Origin of the sequence: Streptomyces durmitorensis, from assembly GCF_023498005.1 — a bacterium.
Taxonomy (GTDB): domain Bacteria; phylum Actinomycetota; class Actinomycetes; order Streptomycetales; family Streptomycetaceae; genus Streptomyces; species Streptomyces durmitorensis.
Map to the genome: position 1 here is coordinate 790,288 of NZ_CP097289.1, position 21,359 is coordinate 811,646.

The following is a 21,359-nucleotide window of genomic DNA, read 5'->3' on the forward strand; positions in this document are numbered from 1 at the left end:
CTAGAACAGCCGCTTCACGTTGTCGCCGAACGTCCAGCCCTTCGAGCCGTCCCAGTTGATGGACCAGGTCATCAGGCCCTTCAGCGCGCCGTTGTAGTGGTTCCACGCCTGCGCCACCAGGCTCGGCGCCATGTAGCCGCCGCCCGCGCCCGGTTGTGCGGGCAGGCCCGGGACCTGCTTGTCGTAGGGGACCTTGATCGTGGTGCCCTGGATGACGAGGCCCTTGTTCAGGCAGTCCGTCTGCGCGACGAACCCCTGGACGGTTCCGGCGGAGTAGGAGTCGCCGGAGCAGCCGTACATGCTTCCGTTGTAGTACTGCATGTTCAGCCACCAGAGGCGGCCGTTGTCCGCGTACTTCTTCACGATGGGGAGGTACGCGCCCCAGATCGAGCCGTACACCACGCTGCCCCCGGTGACGTACGCCGTCTCGGGCGCCATCGTCAGGCCGAAGTTGGCGGGCATGCGGGCGAGGACGCCGTCGATGATGCGGATGAGGTTGGCCTGGGAGGCGGAGAGCTGGTTGATGTTGCCGCTGCCCACGAGGCCGGTCTCGATGTCGATGTCGATGCCGTCGAAGTTGTACTTCTTCAGGATCGGCACCACGGTCTCGACGAAGCGGTCGGCGACCTTGCTCGAACTGAGGTCGATGCCCGCCGTCGCGCCACCGATCGACATCAGGATCGTGGCACCGTTCGCCTTCGCCTGGCACATCTCGGCCGGTGTGGCGACCTTGACCGTCGAGTCCATCCCGTCCTCCCACAGGACGGTGCCGTCGGAACGGATGACGGGGAACGCCGCGTTGATCACGTTGTAGCCGTGCTCACGCATGCGGGTGTCGGTGATCGGGGTCCAACCGAACGGCGGGTGAACGCCGTTGGCGGCTCCGTCCCAGTTCTCCCAGTAGCCCTGGAGCACCTTCCCGGCGGGCTTCGACTTGACCGCGCACGTCTCTTCCTGGGTGCCCTTGATGCCCTGGGTTTCCTGGGCGTCCTCGGCGTTGGGGGTCGCTTGCCCGGCCTGGGTGGTGCCCTGACGGTCCTGCGACGCCGCGCCGCCCGACGCGGCACCCGGCGCGGCGCCCACGAGCACCGGCACGGCGAAGGCCATCGCCAGACCGATCGCGAGGAGGCGGGACGGTGCACGGCGCGGGGCGGAGGCGCGAGGAGAGGTTCGGGATGACACGCTTACCTCCTGGACTGTGGTGCCTGGAGACGTAAGTGGTGCGACGCGCCACACCGTAAAGAGGTCCAGACCTGCCGTCAATAGGTCTGGACCAGACCGTTCGAGAGCAGGAGACCCTCCCCCGCATGGACACCCTCAACTCCCACGATCCACTGGCCGTCACGGTGACCGAGGCCATCCGGAAGGGCGACGTCCCCACCCTTCGTCAGCTCCTGGCCGACCACCCCGCCCTGGCCACCAGCGCCATCAGCCAGGACGGTCCCGCCGCGGGCCGGCGGAGCCTCCTACACATCGCCACCGACTGGCCCGGCCACCGCCCCGACTCCGCGGCGGTCATCGGCACGCTCGTCGCGGCGGGCACCGACCCCGACGCCCGCTTCGTCGGCGCCCACACCGAGACGCCTCTGCACTGGGCGGCCAGCAACGACGACGTCACCGCACTGGACGCCCTCATCGACGCGGGCGCCGACATCGAGGCCTCCGGCGCCGTCATCGGCGGCGGCACCCCGCTGGCCGACGCGCGCGGCTTCGGTCAGTGGCGGGCGGCCCGCAGGCTGCTGGAGCACGGGGCCCGTGCGGACCTGCAGGACGCGGCCACCCTTGGCCTCCTCGATCAGGTCGAAGCCTTCCTCTCCGCCCCCGACTCCCCCACCGGGGCCGAGATCACCAGCGCCTTCTGGGGCGCCTGCCACGGCGGCCAACTTCCCACTGCCCAGCGCCTGTTGCAGCAAGGCGCAGACGTGAACCGGATCGGCTACGACGACATGACGCCGCTGGACATCGCCCGCACGCAGGACGCCGACGAGGTGGTCCAGTGGCTGCTCGCCCAAGGCGCCAAGGGACGCGCGGACCTCGGGTGAGTCACCGGGCCCGGCTTCACGCGCCCGGGCCCCCGAAGGCGCCGCCGGCCGCGAAGGCCAGCTTGGCGAAGCGTTCGCCCATGCGGCGGTGGGTGGCGGCGTCCGGGTGGAGCTGGTCGGGCAGCGGCAACTCGGCCGAGTCGTCATCCCCGTACAGTTCGCGGCCGTCGAGGTAGTACAGATGGGGGTCATCGGCCGACCGCTGCTCCACGATCCGGGCCAGCTCGTCACGGATGATCCCGAGGGTCAGCTTCCCGCTCGCCGTCTCCGCCGGTTCACCCATGGCGACGAACCCGAGACGCCCCTCTCCGAGGGCATTGAAGTCCGGCACGCTCGGGCCCGGCGTGTCCTCGTGGATGGGACACAGGATGGGCGATACGACCAACAGCGGTGCGGTGGGGTGACCTTCGCGGATGGTGTCGAGAAACCCGTGGACGGCGGGCCCGAAGGCACGCAGGCGCATCAGGTCGGCGTTGACCACATTGATGCCGATCTTGAGGCTGATGAGGTCGGCGGGGGTGTCCCGCAGGGCGCGCGCGGTGAACGGGTCGAGCAGGGCGCTGCCGCCCAGGCCGAGATTGATCAGCTCCGTGCCGCCGAGGGAGGCGGCGAGCGCGGGCCAGGTGGTGGTGGGGCTCGCGGCGTCGGAGCCGTGGCTGATCGAACTGCCGTGGTGCAGCCACACCTTGCGGCCCCGGTCGGGTGCGGGCTCGACGGGTGCGTCGGTGCGCAGCGCGACAAGTTCGGTGCTCTCGTTGTGCGGCAGCCAGATCTCGATGTCCTTGTCGCCGTCGGGCAGTTCGGTGAAGCGCAGGGTGCCGACCGGGCCGAAGCTGCGCTCGGCGGATCCGGTGGTGAGGTCGATGGTCAGGGTGTTGCCGCCGCTCACAGAAGCCTGACCGGCCAGGCGGCCGTCGACGAGCAGGTCGTACAGGCCCTCCGGTCGGGGCGGGGCGCCCACGTAGACACGCTTGGTGGGCAGCGTGTCCAGTTCGACGGCGGTGGCGCGGGTGCGGAAGACGAGGCGTACGCCGGAGGGCTGGGACTCCGCCATGGCCAGTTGCCCGTCGGTGCACTGGGCGCGGGCCCGTGCGGGCAGCCGGTGCGGCAGGACGCCGTGCTCGGTGTGCTCCAGATCGAGGGCACCGCGCAGGATGTCCGCGGTGATGGGCGTGCTGATCCAGTCGTGCTCGGTGTCCGTCTCGGTGTCCATGTCTCCGCCTGCTGATCAAGGTAGTTGGGGGCGTAGGGGCCCGGGTCAGGGCACGGGCCCGGATACAGGCACACGGCCTGGGTCAGGGCGCGGGCCAGTTCCGCAACAGGGCGTCGAGGGCGTCCAGGACGCGTGACCACGTCTCCTGGGAGTCGGGCTCGCTGTGGCTGAAGCCGCCCGCCAGCTCCAGGCTGACGTAGCCGTGGAAGACGCTGCCCAGCATCCTGACCGCGTGGGTCTGGTCGGGCTCCGTCAGGTCGTAGCCGCGCAGGATCGCCCGCGTCATCTGCGCGTGCCTGCCACCGGCGCTGGCGGCGGCCGTCTCCGGGTCGAGCCTCAGCTGGGCCGCGGCGTAACGCCCGGGGTGTTCCCGGGCGTAGTCGCGGTAGACGTCGGCGAGCGCGGTCAGCGCGTCCTTCCCGGCCCGCCCGGCCAGGGCCGCCGCACCTCGGTCGGCGAGTTCCTCCAGGGAGAGGAGGGCGATCCTCGTCTTGAGGTCCTGGGAGCTCTTCAAGTGCGAGTACAGACTCGCGACCTTGACGTCGAACCGCCTGGCCAGAGCCGAGACAGTGACTTGCTCGAAGCCGACCTCGTCGGCCAGTTCCGCCCCGGCCAGGGCCAGGCGCTCCGTGGTCAGTCCTGCGCGCACCATGCCCTCACCCCCTCTCCTTCGACAGAGCCGATTATGCATTTGCCTAATACCTTTAGGCAAATCAGCCAGTCATCAAGGGAGGCGACGGCACCATCAGACCGTCTTGACCGTGCCTCCGTCGATCACGTAGTCGGCACCGGTGACGTTGCCCGCCACCCCCGACAGCAGGAACGTGATCAGCGACGCCACCTCCTGCGGTTCGGTGATGCGCCCGCTGGTGATGCCGAACGCCTCCGGGATCTGCGCGAGGAACGCCCCGTGCTCGGCCCCCGCACCGGCCGCGACCTTGCCCCCGAAGCCGTCGGGGTCCTCCCAGATGGAGGTGCGCACCACGCCGGGCGAGACGGTGTTGACCCGCACTCCCTGCGGCCCGAACTCCTCGGCCAGCGACTTGCTCAGCGAGGTGAGCGCCGACTTGGCCGCGCTGTAGGCGACGGGACCGGCCGCGGGCAGGCGGGAGTTGATGGACGAGACGTTCACGATCGAGCCGCGGCGCTCGATCAGGCTGGGGAGCGCGGCGCGGCTGACGCGTACCGCGCTGAGCAGGTTGAGGTCGAAGACGCCCTGCCACTGCGCGTCGTCGGTGTCGAGGAAACCGACCGGCTCCACGGCGTCACCGGCGCCGACGTTGTTCACCAGCAGGTCGATGCCGCCCAGTTCGGCGAAGGCGCCGTCCATGAGCACGGTCACTCCCTCGGGAGTACTGAGGTCGGCCGACACGGCGAAGGCTCCCGCCTCCTTGAGTTCGGGGGTGATGGTGCGGGCCGCGCCCACGACGCGTACACCCTCGTCGATCAGGGTCCTGACGGTGGCCAGGCCGATCCCGCGGCTCGCACCGGTGACGACGGCGGTCTTGCCATGGAGGTCGAGTTTCATGCTGTTCCAGCTCCTTCGAACGACAGTTTTTGAACTACAAGTACAGAATGTGGGTACACGTCAGCGACCGGAGAACGACCGAGCGCCGAGAGCGAATATCGAATGCAAAAGCCGAATGCGGCACGCCGAACCGACGAACTCAGTGCGGGAGAAGGAGAGCCAGAGGGAGAAGCAGGGTCAGAGGGAGTCGACCGTCGCGTCGATCACCCTGGAAAGCCGCTCCGGCCCTTCCGCGACCCGCGCCATCAGCCGCAGACCGACAACCGTTGTCAGCAGCAGGCTTCCGACGGCGCGCGCGTCCCGGCCGGAGTCGATCTCCCCCGCCCGCTGCCCCTTCTCCACCAGAGCGGAGAAGGCCTCCTCGGTGCGGTCGAACATGCGCCGCACCAGGTCGGTCGCCACCTCGTCCGTCCCGGCCAGCTCCGCGGCGGTGTTCACCGCCATGCAGCCGCGCCGGTCCGGGTCGGCGAGATCCATCTCGACGAGCAGCCACAGCGCCGCGCGCAACCGCTCCTTCACGGGCCCCGTCTCCTCGAGCATCTCGATGAGAGCCACGGCCTGACTGTCGCGGTAGCGGCGCAGCGCCCGCTCGAACAGAGCGTGTTTACTGCCGAAGGTGTTGTAGAGGCTGCCCTTGCCGATGCCGAGCGCGTCGACGAGGTCCTGGGGCGTGGTGGCGGCGTAACCCTTGCGCCAGAACACGTCCATGGCCCGCTCGACGGCGGCGTCCGGATCGAACTGCTTCGGCCTTCCCATGGTCAGGAGCCTAGACCTTTCTTGACCCTCAGGTCAAGAACTCCGCTCAGGCGGCGCGACGCACCCGTGCGGCCTTGCGGGCCTCCGCCATCTCGCGGGACTCGGCGGTCCGGCGCGAGCCGCCGCCGGAGCGGCCGGGCTGCCCCGGACGCGTCCCCATTCCCCGGAAGGGGGCGCCGCCGCGCTGCTTGGGTCGCTCCGTGGGCGTGCTGCCCGCGATCGGCACACCGGAGGGGGCCTTCGCACCGGTGATGCGGCTCAACTCGGCCTCACCGGAACGGACTTGGGTGATCTGCGGCCGAATTCCGGCGGCGGACATCAGACGGTTCATGTCGCGGCGCTGATTGGGCGTCACCAGAGTGACGACACTGCCGGACTCACCCGCGCGGGCCGTACGGCCGCCGCGGTGGAGGTAGTCCTTGTGGTCGGTGGGCGGGTCGACGTTCACGACCAGGTCGAGGTTGTCGACGTGGATCCCGCGCGCGGCGACGTTCGTGGCGACCAGGACCGTCACGGCCCCGGTCTTGAACTGGGCGAGGGTGCGGGTGCGCTGGGGCTGGGACTTGCCGCCGTGCAGCGCCGCGGCGCGCACGCCGCTGCCCATCAGGTGCTTGGTGAACTGGTCCACGGCGTGCTTGGTGTCCAGGAACATGATGACCCGGCCGTCGCGCGCCGCGATCTCCGTGGCGGTCGCCATCTTGTCGGCGCCGTGCACGTGCAGTTCGTGGTGCTCCATCGTGGTGACCGCACCCTTGGAGGGGTCGACGGAGTGCACGACGGGGTCGTGGAGGTAAGTGCGTACCAACAGGTCGACGTTGCGGTCGAGCGTGGCGGAGAACAGCATCCGCTGGCCGTCGGGGCGCACCTGGTCGAGCAGTTCGGTGACCTGGGGCATGAAGCCCATGTCGGCCATCTGGTCGGCCTCGTCCAGGACGGTGATGCTCACCCGGTCCAGACGGCAGTCCTTGCGCTCGATGAGGTCCTTGAGCCGGCCGGGCGTCGCGACGAGCACCTCGGCCCCGGACCGCAGCGCACCGGCCTGTCGGCCGATGGACATGCCGCCGACCACCGTGGCGAGCTTCAGCTTCAGGGCACGGGCGTACGGCGTGAGTGCCTCGGTGACCTGCTGGGCGAGCTCCCGGGTGGGAACGAGGACCAGGGCGAGGGGCCGCTTCGACTCGGCGCGCTGTCCAGCGGTGCGCACGAGGAGCGGGAGCCCGAAGGCGAGGGTCTTTCCGGAGCCGGTACGGCCACGGCCCAGTACGTCCCGGCCCGCGAGGGCGTTCGGCAGCGTGGCCGCCTGGATCGGGAACGGCTCGGTCACGCCGAGGTCGGTGAGCGTCTTCAACAGCGGTGCGGGCATGTCGAGTTCGGCGAAGGTCTCCGCCGCCGGGAGGCCCGGGGTGATGGTGACCGGCAGGGCGAACTCACCCTGCGGGGCGGCGGGACGACGTCCCTGGCCGCCGGATCGGTTGCCCGGGCGGTAGCCGCCCTGACGGGCGCCGGCGCCGCGGGGGCCGCCGCTGTTGCGGGAGTTGGAATAGCGGTCGTTCGTGCGAGCTGAACGGTTCATGGAGAACCTTCCTCGATATGGCACGCATCGAGGAATTCTCGGTGGATTTCAACCGAACGAATTGCAAGCACGAGCCGAATAAAAGACAAACTTCTGTAAACAGCAACGAGCTGGTGCCCGCACCGTGAGGTGCGGGCACCAGCGTCGTCTTACGCTTCAGCGTCAGGCAGGAACGATGTTCTCGGCCTGCGGGCCCTTCTGGCCCTGAGTGACATCGAAGTTCACCTTCTGGCCTTCCTGAAGCTCACGGAAGCCCTGGGTGGCGATGTTCGAGTAGTGGGCGAAGACGTCGGGGCCGCCACCCTCCTGCTCGATGAAGCCGAAGCCCTTTTCCGAGTTGAACCACTTCACGGTGCCAGTAGCCATACTAAATATCTCCTTCGGGGCAAGCCCGGGACCCGCACTGTGCGAACCCCGGCGTCGCCACGTTGATTGCCCCGTCCGGAAAACTTCTCCGGAAATACAAAAGTGCCCGGCGGAATAGATCCACCAAAGGCACTTGAAGTCTTATGGGAACCACAACTGCAACTACGATCAACAGTAGCACGAGATCGCCTTCGCGGCACGGGCAAGCTCTACATATTTCGCCCGACCGGCCGAGGGCCCACCGCACATTGCGGAAATTTGCGGACCTCTGGTCTCACCGGGGCGGAGAAATGGCCCGCTCGAGCAGGCCACGCAGGGCGTCCTGCTCCTTATGTGTGAGACCAGCCAGGGGCGAATCCTCGGACAGGAGCCCCAGGAGCCGCTCCCGCAGCGCGGCGCCGTCCGGTGTGAGCACGAGCTGCTTGGCTCGCCGGTCGGAAGGATGCGGGCGGCGCTCGATCAGGGCCTGCTTCTCCAGCTTGTCCACGACGAAGGTGGCGTTGGAGGGCTCGCAGCTCAAGCGCTCGGCAAGCTCACGCATCGTCATGGGCCCCGTCAGCTCGCGCAGCGCTGCCGCCTGCGGCGCGGTGAGCCCCAGCCTGGCGGCGCGCCGCCGGAGGTGCTCCGCGATCTGGCCGGCCATCCCGTTCACCAGGCCGCACAGCTGGCGCTCGGCGATGACCTGCGATTCGGGGTTCGTCATGCGGTCCAGCCTAGCAAGTACACCCAGTCTTAAATATTGCGAACTTGAATGATTCAAGCTTGATGCTTACGGTGTCGCCATGACCACTCCCCAGCACCGGACCGCGACCGCACGGCTGCGCCGGCCCTCCGGCATCCGTTCCCTGCGACTCGGCGAGACGAAGGTGACGTACGTACCTGATGGAGCCGTCCAGCTCACGCCGCGCGGCTGGCTTCCTGCCACCACCGACGAGGACTGGGCCGCCCATTCCGATTACGTGGACGACACTGGCCACCTCGTGGCGGGCATCGGCGGCCTCCTGGTCGAACAGGGCGACCGGGCGCTGCTGATCGACACCGGTTTCGGACCACGGTCCTTCCCGGCCGAGCCGGGCAGCGCGGTGGGCGTCATCCAGGGCGGAGCGCTCCTGGACAACCTCGCCGCACTCGGCCGCGGGCCCGAGGAGATCGAGGCGGTCGCCTTCACTCACCTGCACACCGACCACATCGGCTGGGCCGTGCACGTCGCCCCGGGCAGCGATCGGCCCGTCTTCACCCGGGCCGACTACTTGGTGGTCGAGCCCGAATGGTCACAACGCCGCCTCCTGGAGGCGGACGGCACGAGCAAGGAGGCACTCGCCGTGCTGGCACCGAAGGTGCGGACCGTGGCGGACGGCCAGGAGATCTTTCCCGGCGTACGTGTCCAGCTCGTCCCCGGTCACACTCCCGGCCACGCCGCCTACGTCATCACGTCGAGCGGGCAGAGCTCTGGCGGGCAGGGCTCTGGCGGACAGGACTCGGGCAGGCAGGGCTCGGACGGGCAACGGCTCATAGCCTTCGGCGACGCGCTCCACTCCCCCGTCCAGATCGGCCACCCCGAGTGGTCCGCGGCCCCCGACCACGACCCCGGCGAGGCCGCGGACTTCCGCCGCCGCCTCGTCGACGAACTCCAGGAGCCCGGCACCATCGGCTTCGGCATCCACTTCGCCGATGTGGTGTTCGGACGGGTCCAGGCGCAGGAGGGCCGAGCCGTGTGGCATCCCGTCGACGACGACGGCGCGTGAGCCAGGGGCCGTCTCCCGTGCCTCGGGCTACCCGGGCACCGGCACACAGCGCAACGGTGCGGACGTGCGCCCGGGAGTGCCCGTGCGCACGAAGGTGATCCAGGCGGTACGCAGCTTCGAGCCGAGCGTGTCCACGTCCTGCCAGGGGACGTTCCCGAGCATCGGCGACGCCCGCCATGCCTCGCGCGAGCCGAAGAGGAGCGGGAGTTCGAGGCAGTGGGTGGCGCCGAAGGGTGATGCGGCCGGGCGCCAGTCGAGGCGGTACCGGTGCACCTGGGCGCCCGCCCGTGCCGCGCGCGCCCCGAAGAGGGACAGGGGCTCTTCGTAGGCACGGCGGGTCAGGTCCGCCGTGTCGTCGCCCTCGCCCGGGAACGCGGTCATGTCGTCGAGGTTCCAGCCGTACAGGATGTCGAGGCCGCGTACATTCTCCTCGAAGGAGTCGAAGGGCTCCGCGGAGGTGTGGGCGGCCTCGACAGGGGTGAACGCGGGTTCCATCGTGCTGCCGGAGCGGCTCAGGTTGGCCAGCGCGGTCTCGCGCTGGGCCGTCAGGATCGCGCGTACGTCGGCGGTGCGCGGATCCGTGGCGACGAAATCGGCGAAGAGACGGCCCAGCACCTGGGCGTCGTCGCGGGGGCGCGTCGCGAGCGCGAGCGGGGCGCTCTGCAGGATCGCCCGGCGGAAGAGCCCCTTGGCCTCCGGCATGTCGAGGAGGAGGCGGATGGACAGGCCGCCGGCCGACTGGCCCATCACCGTGACATTGCCGGGGTCTCCCCCGTACGCGTCGATGTGCGTGCTGACCCAGCGCAGCGCTTCCCACTGGTCGTACAGGCCGAGGTTGCCCTCGCTGATCCCGTCGAGGCAGAGGTAACCCAGCGCGCCGAGGCGGTAGTTGACACTGACGACCACGACATCGCCCTGGGCGGCGAGTGCGCCGCCGTCGTACCAGTCCATCAGTCCGGCGCCGCTGCTGAACCCGCCGCCGTGCAACCACACGAGCACCGGGCGGGCCCCGGCGTCACGGGCCGGTGTCGTGATCGACAGGTTCAAGCAGTCCTCGCCCTGCGGGTGGCGGTCGAGGGGCGGGCCCATCACCGCGTCGAGCCTCGAAGGCAGTTGAGGACAGATCTCGCCGCTCGACGGGCGGGTGTCGGGGTCCGGCACGGGCCTTGAGCGGGTGAAGCGCTCCGCGGTGGCGTAGCGAATCGGCCCGGTCCGGATCATCGTCGATTCGGTCATCCTTCTCCGCCCTCCGTGACGAGTACGACTGCACCGCGCGCAGTCTCCGTCACCGTATGGAACAGCGCCACCACCGGTGGAGGAGAGCCGGAACCGACGGCGACGTTCAGCCGCCGGGAACGCGGCCGACCGTCGAGCAGGAAACCTCCACGTGGCGGCCCTCGACGCGGCTTCTCGCGCTCGGGCTGGGTGCGCCCGGACGTTGTCACGTGTCAATGCAGGACAGTTCAATACTGAAACGCACATTCCATTGCAATCTCGTTATGCATTGACTCCTTGACGCCGGGAACGCTCCGGGGTTGGCTTTCAGCCACCTCGGACCACAACGAAGCGGTCCGATCGAGGAAGTGGGCGAATGAAAACCCGTACGCGTGAAGCCACCGTCGCCGTATCTGTGAGCGCCTTGGCACTCTCGCTCGCCGCATGCGGCAGCCTGCTGGGCTCCGACGACGGCAAGTCGCAGACCGAGAGGAAGGGTGACGCGGTCACCATCGGCCTGCTCCTGCCCGAAGCGGAGACGGCGCGCTACGAGAAGTTCGACCACCCCATCATCGAGAAGCAGGTCAAGAAGCTCACGAACGGCAAGGGCAAGCTCGTCTACGCCAACGCCGACGAGGACGCGGCCAAGCAGAGCAGCCAGCTCGACCAGATGGTCGCCGACAAGGTCGACGCGATCCTGGTGAGCGCGGTGGACGCGAAGAAGATCGCGCCGGCGGTCAAGAAGGCGAAGGAAGCGAACATTCCCGTCATCGCCTACGACCGGCTCGCCGAGGGGCCCGTCTCCGGGTATGTGGCCTTCGACAACGAACTGGTCGGCCAGGTCCAGGGCCAGGCGATCTTGAAGGCGCTCGGCAGCGGCAACCGCCAGAACAGCAAGATCGTCATGATCAACGGTTCACCGACCGACCCGAACGCGGCCGTCTTCAAGGAAGGCGCGCTCTCCCAGCTCCAGAACCAGGTGACCATCGCCAAGTCGTACAACACCGTGGGCTGGAAGCCGAAGACGGCCGGCACCCACATGACCGAGGCGCTCACGGAGCTGGGCAAGGACAACATCGCGGCCGTCTACTCCGCCAACGACGGCATGGCGGGCGGTGCCATCAAGGCCCTCAAGGCCGCAGGCCTCACCGACCTGCCGCCGGTCACCGGTCAGGACGCGGAGCTGCCGGCCGTGCAGCGCGTCGTCACGGGCGAGCAGTACATGAGCGTCTACAAGCCCTACCCCGAAGAGGCCGTCGGCGCCGCGCAGATGGCGGTCCGGATCGCCCAGGGCCGCATGGTCGAGTACGACGCGCTGGCCGGGGACAGGTCCGAGAACGCCACCACGAAGAACATCCCCTCGCTCCTGGTCTCGGTCCGCCCCCTGACGCGGGACACCATCAAGTCCACGGTCATCAAGGACGGCATCTACACGACCAAGGAGATCTGCACGGCCGAGTTCAAGGCGGCGTGCGCGACGGTCGGCCTCAAGGGCTAGGGGCTGGGGCTGAGGGCTGGGGCTGGGGACCGGAGGGGGCACGCGCATGAGTACGTCACCCACCCCATCGGGAACGGGAGCGGCACGGGCTGACGGTTCAGCCGTCCGGATCGGCGCTCTCGTTCCGCTGACTCGGCCGGGCTGGGTCGAGGCAGGCCAACACTTGCTCGCAGGACTTGAGTTGGCCGTGTCCGAGGTCAATGACGCCGACGGGATCGCCGGTAGGCCGCTCGAGCTGGTGGTCCGGGACACCGCGGCCGATCCCGAGAGGGCCGCTGCGGCCGTGGAGGAACTGGCCGGTCTGGGCGTGGCTGCCGTGGCGGGCGAGTATCACAGCGTCGTCGCTCGCGCCGCTGCCGCCAGAGCCGACGCCGTCGGTCTGCCCTACCTCTGCTCGTCAGCGGTTCTCGACGCGCTCACCGAACAGCCGACGGAGTGGGTCGCGCGCCTCTGCCCGCCGCAGTCCCGCGGCTGGCGGATCTACGCGGACCTCCTTCTCGACGCGGGCCACAGCCGCATCGCCGTGGCTGCCCAGCCGAGCGTCTACTGGGCAGCCGGGACCCGCATCCTGCGGGACTGCCTCACCCCACGCGGCGGCACCGTCGTCGAACTCGACATGAGTGCGCTCTCCCCCGCGGCCCTGTGCGACGAACTCGCCGACAAGCGCGCGACAGCCCTCCTTCTTCTGGTCGGCCACCCTGATCCCGCAGTGCCGATCGTCAGGTCCGTGCGCAGCGATCGGCGTCTCGCGGAGGTCATGATCGGTGCTCCGGCCGGGCAACCGGAGTTCGCCGAGTGGGCGGCGCTGCTGGGCGACGACGGCGCCGCGATCCCGTTCTTGCGCTATCTGCCCGAGCGCCTCACGCCGCTCGGTGCACGCGTCGAGAAGACCCTGCGCGAACGGCTGGCCGAAACTCCCTCCTTCGTCGCCTTCGAGGGCTACGACACGGTCACCGTCCTCGCCGATGTGCTGCGTTCGCACGGCACGGACCGGGCGCGTACTGCCGCGGCCTGGCCGCTCGTCGACGTCGAAGGCACCCGTGGGCGGATCCGGTTCTCCCGCACGCCGGGCATCAGCGTGTGGCAATGGGCTTCGACGCCCATCCAAGTCGTCGATCGGGATCCGGCGGAACCCGATCGCTTCCGGATCCTTCACGCCGGCTGAGAGAGGGAAGGCAGGAGGAGCGTCCAGAGGATCAACTGGAATTCGCCACCCCACTCTTCGTATCAAGCTCTCAACAGCGAGGAAAAAGCGGCCAGACGGGTCGCATCCACGATTCCCTTGGACGGCGGCCGGGTATGACTGGCGGCAGCCACGACTGGCGCCCGGAGGGGGAATCCGATGAGCCGAACCGGCACGCCCACGCGCACGATCCCCGTACGCGCGGGGGCCCTCGCCCTGTGCGGGGACATCGACCGTCCCGTCACGCTGACCGTGGCGGACCTGCGGGAGCACTGGGAGCAGCACAAGTCGGACGTGGTCTTCGACTGCGCCACCAACGGACCGCAGCGCCACACCTTCACCGGTCCCCTGCTCCGGGACGTCGTCGGCGACGCACGGCCGGCGTTCGACCCCCGGCGCCGCAAGGACCGTTCGCGTTTCCTCCTTGCCGTCAGCGGCGGGGACGGTCACCACACCGTCCTGTCCTGGGCGGAGATCGACGCGGACTTCGGCGATACGCCCATCCTGCTGGCCACCCGTCTCGACGGTGAGGAGCTGGATTCCGTGGGGAGCCAGCTCGTGGTGCCGTCGGACCGCTGCGGGGCGCGCTACATCAGCGCGATCAGGAGCATCTGGGTCGGCGCCTGCCGCGTACCGGAGGAACCCTCGCGCCCTTAGTGCCAGTAGTCGCCCCGGGGCAGCTTGAGCCATATGTCGGGCGGGCCGACGACGGCGCGGGCGTCGATCGGCCGGAGACCGACGTGGGCGCAGGAGTAGGCCACAGCGCTGTGGCGGTAGAGGTAGGCGGCGAGGACTTCCTCTGCGGAGTCTCCCTCGTACGGCCCGCCTCCCGGGTGCAGGTCCCAGCCTTCTCCGGCGCCGTCACGGAAGACGCTGCCTTGGTTGCCGCTCTTGGGATTGGCATAGAGGCCGTAGCAGACGGTGCCCGCGGAGAGCAGGGCCTGCACTCCGGGCATCTGCGGTGCGTACCCCCAGGGTTGGGTGATGACGCAGCCGCCCGGCACATCGGTGGCGCCGATGATCTGCAGGGACTCGTCCACGTCGTACGACACGAGGTCCTCCAGGAGTTCGTCCAGCTCGGGGTCTTCGTACGGCTCGGCCCCCAGTCGGCGCGCGGCCTCGGCCGCGCCGATCCCGGCCACACATGCGAGACCCGTGCCCTCGTAGTGAATGTCCCCCAATGCCGCGGTCAGCCGTCTGCCCTCCGTCGCGGCGGCGGACTCCGCCGGGGTCAGTCCGCGCTCGCCGGCCGGAACCCTGAAGAGGTCCGGGGTCGGCCCCGCGAGGCTGAGCCTGCCCGGGGACCAGCCCGCCAGTATGGGCCGCCACGGGTCGGCGCCCGCGGCCGCCAGGACGCGGGCGTTGTCCGCGCGATCGGACAGGACCGCGTCCCACAGAGCCGTGCGGCCCTCGTCCTGCGCGTCGACGTCATCGACACGGCGGGCCAGTTCGGCGACCACTTCCGGTGAGCCGAACACGGCCGCCCGGTGCAGGGGGCGGCCACCGCTCCACACATTCGGGTCGGCCCCTCGCTCAAGCAGATCACGGACCAGCGCATGGTCCCGCCAGCCCTCCCAGCCGAGCCCCGCCCAGCCGTCTCCCTCGCCAACAGCCATGATTCTCCCCCCTCGTGGTGGCCGCGGCACCTGTCGTCGTGTCGTCGTCGGCCACTCACAGAACGCTACAGACGGCCACTGACAATCACGTCCGACTCCTGTTCCGACGCCTGCTGGGGGACGTGCGCCCCCGGGCAGTTGTGGCTGACCGTGTCCGCGAACGCCTTGGCCAGAGGAGACAGCGCCTCCCAGCGGCGCACCGCCCAGCCCGTCCACAGGGTGGGCAGTTCCGGGATGGGGATCAGGCGCAGGTCGGGGTGGCCCGGACCGCGCCAGCCCGGCAGGTCGGGGACGATCGCGTGGCCCAGGCCGAGTTCGGCGAGCAGCAGGGCGGTGTCCCAGTCGGCGACGCTGGTGTCGGAGGCCGGACTGATGCCGCGCTCGGTGAACCAGGCGTCCAGGCGCGCCCGGGACGTCGTACTCTCCGGGAGCCCGATGAGCTGAATGCCTGCCAGGTCACCGGTGGTGATCAACTGCTTCGTGGCGAGGGGGTCGTCCCGGTGGACGGCCAGCACCCAGGGAAGTTCGATGACGGGGCGCTGCTCGATGCCCTTCACCGGTGCGCCGAGGCTGATCCACGCCAGGTCGAGGCCGCCCGCGATGAGGGCGTCGAAGCAGCTGCGGCTGGAGTGCGCGGTCTCGAATTCGAGGCTCACCTGGGGATGGCGGCGGCGGAAGGCCACGATCGCGTCGGACATGAAGTGGCGCACCGTGGTGGCGCCGGTGGTGATCCGCACCGACCCGGCCTCGCCGCGCACCAGGTCGCTCAGTCGACGCAGCGCGTGGTCGATGTCCCCCAGGCCGCCCGCCGCCGCGTTCTGCAGGAGCTGTCCGGCCGGGGTGGGCACGACTCCGCGCGGGTGGCGTTCGAGCAGGCTGAGCCCCAGCTCCCGCTCCAGGCGCTTGATGTGCTGGCTCACCGCAGGCTGCGTACAGGAGAGGTCGCGGGCGACGGCGCTGAGGCTGCCCGTTCGGCAGACGGCGACGAAGACACGCAGATCATCGAGGGTCATGGAGGGTGAAGCTACAGCTTGGGGGTCTGCAAGGAAATCTGAGGATTGACTTGGGGGTTGGGCGGGCGGACGATCATTTCGGGCCCAGGGCGGCAACCCGGCCCGGCGTACACGTCATCCGGATGAGGTGTACGCCGGGCCGGGTGCCGACCCGCCGGCCCCGCACCAGTCTCTTCCGTCCCGGGCTGCCCGCACTCCGGTACGCCGACCGTCCCGGGAAGGGCGATCCATGTACGCACTCGAGGCGGTGGCCATCGGGGCCGCGGCCGTCGCGGCCGGCGGCATCAACGCGGTGGTCGGCTCCGGCACCCTGATCACCTTCCCCACGCTGCTCGCCTTCGGATATCCGCCCGTGCTGGCCAACGTCTCCAACACCATCGGGCTCGTCCCGGGCGTCATCAGCGCGGTGTACGGATACCGCGCCGAGCTCAAGGGCCAGCTGCCCCGCCTCCTCAAGCTCGGCCTCGCATCGCTCCTGGGCGGCGTGGCGGGAGCGGTGCTGCTCCTGAAGCTGTCCGCCGACACGTTCCGCGCCGCGGTACCGGTGCTGATCCTGCTCGCCTGCGTCCTTGTGCTGTTGCAGCCCCGCCTCCAGAAGTGGCTCGCGCGGCGCGACAGCCGGGGCCGGCAGGACGGCGGCATCCCCCTGTGGACCGGTGTGCTGGCCACCGGCGTCTACGGCGGCTACTTCGGCGCTGCCCAAGGGGTGCTGCTCATGGGCCTGTTCGGGTCGTTCCTCCGGGATGATCTGCAGCGCCTGAACGCCGTCAAGAACGTCCTCGCGGCGCTCGTGAACGGCGTCGCCGCGGTCATCTTCATCGCGGTGACGACCGTCGACTGGAAGGCGGCCGGTGTGATCGCCCTCGGTTCGACCGTGGGCGGTCTGATCGGCGCGCGGGTGGGCCGCCGCCTCTCACCCGCCGTGCTGCGCGGGCTGATTGTCGCCGTCGGCGTGACGGCGGCCATCGCGGTCGCCGTGTGAGCGCGCCGAGGCCGTTGGGCGGTTTGACCGCGCGAGTCCCGGTCCCCGGCTAGGCCGCCCTGCTCTGGCGCCGGTAGCCGCCGGGCGCCAGGCCGTACTCCCGCTTGAAGGCCTTGGCGAAGGCGAACTCCGAGCCGTATCCGGTGCGGGCGGCGACCGTCGTCAACGGGGCGTCGGACTCGCGCAGCATGCGGGCGGCGGTCGTCATGCGCCAGCGGGTCAGATAGGCCATCGGCGGTTCGCCGACCAGCGTGGCGAACCGCCGGGCGAACGCGGCGCGGGACAGGCCGGCCCGCTCGGCAAGGGACTCCACCGTCCACGTGGCCGAGGGGTCGTCGTGCATGGCCGTCAGGGCGGGCGCGACCGCCGCGTCGCCGAGGGCCGCCGCCCAGCCCTGCGCGGCGGCCGTCGGCTGATCGTCCAGCCAGGCCCGCAGGATGTAGAGGAGCAGCGAGTCGATCAGGGCGGGCACGATGCCGTCCGAGCCGATGCGCGGGTTCTCCAGCTCGGAGCCGAGGAGTTGGACGGCGGCGCTCAGCTCCGGATGGCGCCCGAGCCGCGTGGGCAGGTGGATCACCTCGGGCAGCTGGCGCACCAGAGGGTGCGGTCGTCCCTGGTCCAGGTGGTAGCTGCCGCACAGCAGGCTGGTCTCGGCGCCCTCGCCGCCGAGCGTGACCGAGCCGATCGGTGAACTCCCGTGGAACTCGCCGGCCTTGAACTCCTCGGCCGGGGTGGAGGGGTGGTCGGCAAGGATGTGGCTCCGCCCGCCGCGCAGGAAGATCACGTCGCCGGGGTTCAGCGGGATCGGCTTCAGGTGCGGCAGGGCATCGGGCAGCGGGACCAGCCAGCAGGTCCCGTAGAGGACCACGTGGAAACCCGCGCCCGCGACGGGTGGCAGGTGCAGGCCCCAGGGGGCGCGGCCGTTGGTCCGTACGGACGCCGGGTGCCCGGTGCGCATCGAGGCCAGCGCCTCGGTGAGGATGTCCATCCGGCCTCGCCCTTCCTGGTGCCGTGTGCCGCCCGTGGCGGTCGGCCTGTTCAGACCGTCAGGACAATCTTGCCCTGTACGTGCCCCGTGCCGACCAGCTCGTGTGCCTTGCCCGCCTCCGCCAGCGGGAACGTCTCCTCGACGTAGGGACGGATCCGGCCCGCGTCGATCAGCTCGGCGAGCGCTCGGAGCCCCTCGGAGTCCGGCTCCACAAGCACACCGGCGAAGCGCCGCCCGGCGGCCTCGACACGCTCGGCGAGCTCCCGGTCGCCGTGTTCCAGGATGCTGATGAGTACGCCGCCGGGGCGCACCACGCCGAGCGAGAGATCGCCCTGGGCCGTGGAGTCGAGGAACACGTCCACGTCCTTGACGGCCTCGGTGAAGTCGGTGGTGCGGTAGTCGATGACCTCGTCGGCGCCGAGCCCGCGTACGAAGTCGTGCCGGGCCGCGCCGGCGATCGCGATCACGTGGGCGCCGCGCGCCTTCGCGATCTGGACCGCGAAGTGGCCGACACCGCCCGCCGCCCGCTGGATCAGCACCCGGTCGCCCTCCTTGATGTCCGCCGCCCGCACCAGTGCCTGCCAGGCGGTGAGCGCCGCGAGGGGGACCGCGGCGGCGTGCACGTGGTCGAGCGAGGCGGGCTTGCGGGCCAGTTGGCGGGACGGCGCGATGACGTACTCGGCGTACCCGGTGGCGGCGCGGGGGAAGAGCGGCATCCCGTACACCTCGTCGCCCACCGCGAACGTGGCACCGAGGCCCGCCTCTTCGACCACTCCGGAGATGTCCCAGCCCACGCCGAACGGCGGCTCGCCGAGCAGCGGAAAGGCGCCGGACCTGACGGCCACGTCCGCCGGGTTGACGGCACTGGCACGGACCTTGACGAGGACCTCGCCGACCAGCGGCTTCGGTCGTTCGGTCTCCACGACTTCGAGCACCTCGGGTCCGCCGAAGGACTTCTGGATCACTGCGCGCACGGTAATTCTCCCTGGGTCACAGTCCTGCTGGGTGTTCTGCTCGGCTGCCGGGACGGGCTGCTCCGCCTGATGCCCTCAACCCTAGGGAGATCGAATGAGCGGAAGAATAGCCTTCTGTCTCGTTCACATGTCTCATCGTCTTGTTGGGCGACACCCTTGGCCATGAGTGTCCCAGGTCACACAGCGCGCGGCGTTCACCGGTCACATTCCCGCGTCGCACTCCGTCAGAGCAGTGACGCACTCAAGACGCCCGGCCGGAACGAGTCCGCCAGGCATCCGCCGATGGGAGCATTTCTGATGTCCACCGCCTACGTTGTCGTCACCGTCCTGGCCGCCGTCATGGTGGGCTTCTCGGCCGCCTCCGTCTTCCTCCGCGCCAAGTGGGTCGTGGAGCCCATGGCCGACTACGGCGTCCCCCTCTCGTGGCTGCCCTGGCTCGGCGCGGCGAAGGCCGCGGGGGCGGCGGGCCTGCTGGCCGGACTGCTCGTGCCGGCCGTCGGCGCCGCGGCCGGGATCGGTCTCGCGCTGTACTTCACCGGCGCCGTCGTCACCGTGATCCGGGCCCGCTGGTACGCGCACATCCCGTTCCCGCTGCTGTACGCGGCGCCGGTGGTCGGAGCCCTGGCCCTGGGCTTTGCCGCCTAGGCCTCAGCCGCACCGTCCGCACCTCGGAGACCGCCCCAGCCGCAACTTCCGCACCACGCGCATTACTTGAAGGGTTGACTGAGCTCCGACAAGGCGTATGGTCTAGGCCAATGAGTCGACCGAGGCGCCCGGTTGTCTCTCGCCCCTCCTCCCCCCATACAGAGGGAACAGAGATGAACAAGAAGCAGAAGCTGGCAGCCGCTCTGGGTGCGGGATTCGCGCCCGTGCTCGTCCTGGCCTCCGTCACCCCGGCCAGTGCGCACGGCTATGTCTCCTCACCCCCGAGCCGTCAGGCACAGTGTGCGGCAGGCACCGTGTCCTGCGGCGAGATCACCAACGAACCGCAGAGCGTCGAAGGCCCCAAGGGGCAGACGACGTGCAGCGGCGGCAACGCCCGGTTCTCCGATCTGGACGACGACGGCAAGGGCTGGAAGGTCACCGACGTCGGCACGTCGCAGGAGTTCAGCTGGAAGCTGGCGGCCCGTCACAGCACCAGCACCTGGCAGTACTTCGTCGGCGGCAACAAGATCGCCGAAGTTGACGACGGAGGCGCCCAGCCGGGCGAGACCGTCACGCACAAGGTCGACTTCGGTGGGCTCAGCGGCAAGCAGAAGGTGCTCGCGGTGTGGAACATCGCCGACACCGCCAACGCCTTCTACGCCTGCATCGATGTGAACATCGCGGGCTGATCCCCGCCCCGGGGTGGCTCCCCCACACCACCCCGCCCGGCCTGCCGGGCCGCGGCGCCATCGCGCCGTCGGTCCTGCGGGCCGGGCTGTTGCGTGCCATGACGCCCAGGTCCGGGTCCGGCTGAGATGGTGGCCGCATGGCCGATCTGCGCAGGACCCTGGAGACACACGTCAACAACGGCTCGGTGGCGGGAGCGGTGGGCCTGGTGGCCCGCGGTGACCGTGTCGAGGAGGTCGCGGCCGTCGGGTCCGTCGACGCCGAGGGGACCGCCCCGATGGCCAGGGATTCCATCTTCCGCATCGCGTCGCTGACCAAACCCGTCACCGCCGCGGCCGTCATGATGCTGGTCGAAGAGGGCCGGATCGCCCTTGACGACCCGGTCGGCGAGTGGCTGCCCGAACTGGCGTCGCCGAGCGTCGTCCGCGCTCCCGACTCACCGGTGGACGACGTGGTCCCGGCGGTCCGGCCCATCACCGTGTTCCACCTTCTCGCCTCCCGTGCCGGATACGGGTTCCCCTCCGACTTCTCGCTGCCCGCGCTCGCGCCGCTCTTCAGCGAACTGAAGCAGGGTCCTCCGCAGCCGCGGGCCGTCCCCGCTCCGGACGCATGGATGGCCGCGCTGTCCCACATCCCGCTCCTGCACCAGCCCGGCGACGGCTGGCTGTACAACCTCAGCTCGGACCTTCAGGGCGTACTGATCTCGCGGGTCACGGGAGTGCCGCTGCCCGACTACCTGGCGGAGCGGATCTTCGAACCGCTGGGGATGACCGACACCGCGTTCTTCGTGCCGCCGGGCAAGCTCGACCGGTTCACCAGCTACTACGCGGCCGGACCCGAGGCCGGACCCGAGCGCGATCCCGAGACCGGACTCGAACTGCTCGACGCCGCCCGCGGACAGTGGAGCACTCCGCCCGCGTTCCCGTCCGGCGCGGGCGGTCTGGTCGGGACCGTCGACGACTGGCTCGCCTTCGGGCGCATGCTGCTCGCCGAGGGAACGGCGCCGGACGGGCAACAGCTGCTCACTCCCGACGCGGTGCGGCAGATGACCACCAATCAACTCACCACGCGCGAACGGGAGTCCGCCGGTCTGTTCCTCGAAGGGATGGGCTGGGGGTTCGGCGGAGCGGTGGACGTGGAGGCCGTCGAACCATGGAGCGTGCCGGGGCGCTACGGCTGGGTCGGCGGCACGGGCACGACGGCGCACATCACACCGTCCACCGGCGCGGTCACCGTCATGTACAGCCAGTTGCAGCTGGGCGGGCCCAGCTTCCCCGAGCTGATGCGGGACTTCTGGCGGTACGCGGCCGGGGCCTGAGACAACCGGCGGTCGGC

General features: G+C 70.0%; 22 protein-coding genes. 9 read left to right on the forward strand and 13 right to left on the reverse strand.

What is annotated here, in order from left to right; translation table 11 throughout:
- Positions 1–1,107 (reverse strand): chitinase, encoded by a 1,107-nt coding sequence (locus M4V62_RS03415; protein ID WP_249592681.1) that lies wholly within the window; start codon positions 1,105–1,107, stop codon positions 1–3.
- Positions 1,108–1,307: 200 nt separating this feature from the next.
- Between M4V62_RS03415 and M4V62_RS03420 the strand changes: the two genes are divergently transcribed.
- Positions 1,308–2,042 carry an ankyrin repeat domain-containing protein gene (locus M4V62_RS03420; protein ID WP_249585700.1) on the forward strand — a complete coding sequence of 245 codons (735 nt, stop codon included), beginning with the start codon at positions 1,308–1,310 and terminating at the stop codon, positions 2,040–2,042.
- A 16-nt stretch (positions 2,043–2,058) separates the two neighbouring features.
- Here M4V62_RS03420 and M4V62_RS03425 read toward each other — a convergent pair whose 3' ends face one another.
- From M4V62_RS03425 to M4V62_RS03455, 7 genes are all read right to left on the reverse strand, one after another.
- A complete protein-coding gene (locus M4V62_RS03425) occupies positions 2,059–3,255 on the reverse strand; it encodes a GDSL-type esterase/lipase family protein (protein WP_249585701.1) in 1,197 nt (398 codons plus the stop codon).
- A gap of 82 nt (positions 3,256–3,337) precedes the next feature.
- Positions 3,338–3,907: a TetR/AcrR family transcriptional regulator gene (locus M4V62_RS03430; RefSeq protein ID WP_249585702.1), complete on the reverse strand. Its 570-nt coding sequence runs from the start codon at positions 3,905–3,907 to the stop codon at positions 3,338–3,340.
- A 93-nt stretch (positions 3,908–4,000) separates the two neighbouring features.
- Complete coding sequence (locus M4V62_RS03435) at positions 4,001–4,783, reverse strand: oxidoreductase (protein ID WP_249585703.1); 783 nt, start codon at positions 4,781–4,783, stop codon at positions 4,001–4,003.
- A gap of 177 nt (positions 4,784–4,960) precedes the next feature.
- On the reverse strand, positions 4,961–5,539 hold the full coding sequence (locus M4V62_RS03440) for a TetR/AcrR family transcriptional regulator (protein ID WP_249585704.1): 579 nt from the start codon (positions 5,537–5,539) through the stop codon (positions 4,961–4,963).
- Positions 5,540–5,585: 46 nt separating this feature from the next.
- Complete coding sequence (locus M4V62_RS03445) at positions 5,586–7,112, reverse strand: DEAD/DEAH box helicase (RefSeq protein ID WP_249585705.1); 1,527 nt, start codon at positions 7,110–7,112, stop codon at positions 5,586–5,588.
- Positions 7,113–7,274: 162 nt separating this feature from the next.
- Positions 7,275–7,478, reverse strand: coding sequence for a cold-shock protein (locus tag M4V62_RS03450; protein WP_100598391.1), 204 nt, complete (start codon positions 7,476–7,478; stop codon positions 7,275–7,277).
- 274 nt (positions 7,479–7,752) lie between these two features.
- Entirely contained in the window at positions 7,753–8,181 is a 429-nt protein-coding gene (locus M4V62_RS03455; RefSeq protein ID WP_249585706.1) for a MarR family winged helix-turn-helix transcriptional regulator, read from the reverse strand.
- A gap of 79 nt (positions 8,182–8,260) precedes the next feature.
- On the opposite strand from M4V62_RS03455, the gene M4V62_RS03460 reads away from it, so the two are divergent.
- Positions 8,261–9,223, forward strand: a complete 963-nt coding sequence (locus tag M4V62_RS03460; RefSeq protein ID WP_249585707.1) for an MBL fold metallo-hydrolase — start codon at positions 8,261–8,263, stop codon at positions 9,221–9,223.
- A 27-nt stretch (positions 9,224–9,250) separates the two neighbouring features.
- On the opposite strand, the gene M4V62_RS03465 is transcribed toward M4V62_RS03460, so the two are convergent.
- The gene (locus tag M4V62_RS03465) at positions 9,251–10,459 is read right to left on the reverse strand and encodes a carboxylesterase family protein (protein WP_249585708.1); all 1,209 of its coding nucleotides are present in this window, start codon (positions 10,457–10,459) and stop codon (positions 9,251–9,253) included.
- Between the two features lie 355 nt (positions 10,460–10,814).
- Here M4V62_RS03465 and M4V62_RS03470 point away from each other — a divergent pair, with 355 nt between their 5' ends.
- The 3 genes from M4V62_RS03470 to M4V62_RS03480 all read left to right on the forward strand — a co-directional run bounded on the left by M4V62_RS03470 (position 10,815) and on the right by M4V62_RS03480 (position 13,776).
- Complete coding sequence (locus M4V62_RS03470) at positions 10,815–11,936, forward strand: sugar ABC transporter substrate-binding protein (protein ID WP_249585709.1); 1,122 nt, start codon at positions 10,815–10,817, stop codon at positions 11,934–11,936.
- A gap of 46 nt (positions 11,937–11,982) precedes the next feature.
- Positions 11,983–13,101, forward strand: coding sequence for an ABC transporter substrate-binding protein (locus M4V62_RS03475; protein ID WP_249585710.1), 1,119 nt, complete (start codon positions 11,983–11,985; stop codon positions 13,099–13,101).
- 177 nt (positions 13,102–13,278) lie between these two features.
- Complete coding sequence (locus tag M4V62_RS03480) at positions 13,279–13,776, forward strand: molybdopterin-dependent oxidoreductase (RefSeq protein WP_249585711.1); 498 nt, start codon at positions 13,279–13,281, stop codon at positions 13,774–13,776.
- Here M4V62_RS03480 and M4V62_RS03485 read toward each other — a convergent pair.
- Positions 13,773–14,735 carry an ankyrin repeat domain-containing protein gene (locus tag M4V62_RS03485; RefSeq protein ID WP_249585712.1) on the reverse strand — a complete coding sequence of 321 codons (963 nt, stop codon included), beginning with the start codon at positions 14,733–14,735 and terminating at the stop codon, positions 13,773–13,775. The genes M4V62_RS03480 and M4V62_RS03485 overlap by 4 nt on opposite strands.
- Positions 14,736–14,800: 65 nt before the next feature.
- On the reverse strand, positions 14,801–15,748 hold the full coding sequence (locus M4V62_RS03490; RefSeq protein ID WP_249585713.1) for a LysR family transcriptional regulator: 948 nt from the start codon (positions 15,746–15,748) through the stop codon (positions 14,801–14,803).
- Between the two features lie 229 nt (positions 15,749–15,977).
- On the opposite strand from M4V62_RS03490, the gene M4V62_RS03495 reads away from it, so the two are divergent.
- Positions 15,978–16,730, forward strand: coding sequence for a sulfite exporter TauE/SafE family protein (locus tag M4V62_RS03495; protein WP_249585714.1), 753 nt, complete (start codon positions 15,978–15,980; stop codon positions 16,728–16,730).
- Positions 16,731–16,779: 49 nt separating this feature from the next.
- Here M4V62_RS03495 and M4V62_RS03500 read toward each other — a convergent pair whose 3' ends face one another.
- The gene (locus M4V62_RS03500) at positions 16,780–17,718 is read right to left on the reverse strand and encodes an AraC family transcriptional regulator (RefSeq protein ID WP_249585715.1); all 939 of its coding nucleotides are present in this window, start codon (positions 17,716–17,718) and stop codon (positions 16,780–16,782) included.
- A 50-nt stretch (positions 17,719–17,768) separates the two neighbouring features.
- Positions 17,769–18,692 carry an NADP-dependent oxidoreductase gene (locus tag M4V62_RS03505; RefSeq protein WP_249585716.1) on the reverse strand — a complete coding sequence of 308 codons (924 nt, stop codon included), beginning with the start codon at positions 18,690–18,692 and terminating at the stop codon, positions 17,769–17,771.
- A gap of 297 nt (positions 18,693–18,989) precedes the next feature.
- On the opposite strand from M4V62_RS03505, the gene M4V62_RS03510 reads away from it, so the two are divergent.
- The 3 genes from M4V62_RS03510 (at position 18,990) to M4V62_RS03520 (ending at position 21,342) form a co-directional block, all read left to right on the forward strand.
- Positions 18,990–19,337 carry a DoxX family protein gene (locus M4V62_RS03510; RefSeq protein ID WP_249585717.1) on the forward strand — a complete coding sequence of 116 codons (348 nt, stop codon included), beginning with the start codon at positions 18,990–18,992 and terminating at the stop codon, positions 19,335–19,337.
- A gap of 173 nt (positions 19,338–19,510) precedes the next feature.
- On the forward strand, positions 19,511–20,026 hold the full coding sequence (locus M4V62_RS03515) for a lytic polysaccharide monooxygenase auxiliary activity family 9 protein (RefSeq protein ID WP_249585718.1): 516 nt from the start codon (positions 19,511–19,513) through the stop codon (positions 20,024–20,026).
- Between the two features lie 137 nt (positions 20,027–20,163).
- On the forward strand, positions 20,164–21,342 hold the full coding sequence (locus M4V62_RS03520) for a serine hydrolase domain-containing protein (RefSeq protein WP_249585719.1): 1,179 nt from the start codon (positions 20,164–20,166) through the stop codon (positions 21,340–21,342).
- The last annotated feature ends 17 nt before the right edge of the window (positions 21,343–21,359 follow it).

Excerpts from the sequence above, each read along its gene's own strand:
- M4V62_RS03450 (WP_100598391.1), bottom strand. The coding sequence starts at position 7,478 with ATGGCTACTGGCACCGTGAAGTGGTTCAACTCGGAAAAGGGCTTCGGC.
- M4V62_RS03455 (WP_249585706.1), bottom strand. The coding sequence starts at position 8,181 with ATGACGAACCCCGAATCGCAGGTCATCGCCGAGCGCCAGCTGTGCGGC.
- M4V62_RS03435 (WP_249585703.1), bottom strand. The coding sequence starts at position 4,783 with ATGAAACTCGACCTCCATGGCAAGACCGCCGTCGTCACCGGTGCGAGC.
- M4V62_RS03500 (WP_249585715.1), bottom strand. The coding sequence starts at position 17,718 with ATGGACATCCTCACCGAGGCGCTGGCCTCGATGCGCACCGGGCACCCG.
- M4V62_RS03465 (WP_249585708.1), bottom strand. The coding sequence starts at position 10,459 with ATGACCGAATCGACGATGATCCGGACCGGGCCGATTCGCTACGCCACC.
- M4V62_RS03485 (WP_249585712.1), bottom strand. The coding sequence starts at position 14,735 with ATGGCTGTTGGCGAGGGAGACGGCTGGGCGGGGCTCGGCTGGGAGGGC.
- M4V62_RS03415 (WP_249592681.1), bottom strand. The coding sequence starts at position 1,107 with ATGGCCTTCGCCGTGCCGGTGCTCGTGGGCGCCGCGCCGGGTGCCGCG.
- M4V62_RS03420 (WP_249585700.1), top strand. The coding sequence starts at position 1,308 with ATGGACACCCTCAACTCCCACGATCCACTGGCCGTCACGGTGACCGAG.
- M4V62_RS03425 (WP_249585701.1), bottom strand. The coding sequence starts at position 3,255 with ATGGACACCGAGACGGACACCGAGCACGACTGGATCAGCACGCCCATC.
- M4V62_RS03470 (WP_249585709.1), top strand. The coding sequence starts at position 10,815 with ATGAAAACCCGTACGCGTGAAGCCACCGTCGCCGTATCTGTGAGCGCC.
- M4V62_RS03510 (WP_249585717.1), top strand. The coding sequence starts at position 18,990 with ATGTCCACCGCCTACGTTGTCGTCACCGTCCTGGCCGCCGTCATGGTG.
- M4V62_RS03460 (WP_249585707.1), top strand. The coding sequence starts at position 8,261 with ATGACCACTCCCCAGCACCGGACCGCGACCGCACGGCTGCGCCGGCCC.
- M4V62_RS03515 (WP_249585718.1), top strand. The coding sequence starts at position 19,511 with ATGAACAAGAAGCAGAAGCTGGCAGCCGCTCTGGGTGCGGGATTCGCG.
- M4V62_RS03440 (WP_249585704.1), bottom strand. The coding sequence starts at position 5,539 with ATGGGAAGGCCGAAGCAGTTCGATCCGGACGCCGCCGTCGAGCGGGCC.
- M4V62_RS03520 (WP_249585719.1), top strand. The coding sequence starts at position 20,164 with ATGGCCGATCTGCGCAGGACCCTGGAGACACACGTCAACAACGGCTCG.
- M4V62_RS03490 (WP_249585713.1), bottom strand. The coding sequence starts at position 15,748 with ATGACCCTCGATGATCTGCGTGTCTTCGTCGCCGTCTGCCGAACGGGC.
- M4V62_RS03475 (WP_249585710.1), top strand. The coding sequence starts at position 11,983 with ATGAGTACGTCACCCACCCCATCGGGAACGGGAGCGGCACGGGCTGAC.
- M4V62_RS03430 (WP_249585702.1), bottom strand. The coding sequence starts at position 3,907 with ATGGTGCGCGCAGGACTGACCACGGAGCGCCTGGCCCTGGCCGGGGCG.
- M4V62_RS03445 (WP_249585705.1), bottom strand. The coding sequence starts at position 7,112 with ATGAACCGTTCAGCTCGCACGAACGACCGCTATTCCAACTCCCGCAAC.
- M4V62_RS03495 (WP_249585714.1), top strand. The coding sequence starts at position 15,978 with ATGTACGCACTCGAGGCGGTGGCCATCGGGGCCGCGGCCGTCGCGGCC.
- M4V62_RS03480 (WP_249585711.1), top strand. The coding sequence starts at position 13,279 with ATGAGCCGAACCGGCACGCCCACGCGCACGATCCCCGTACGCGCGGGG.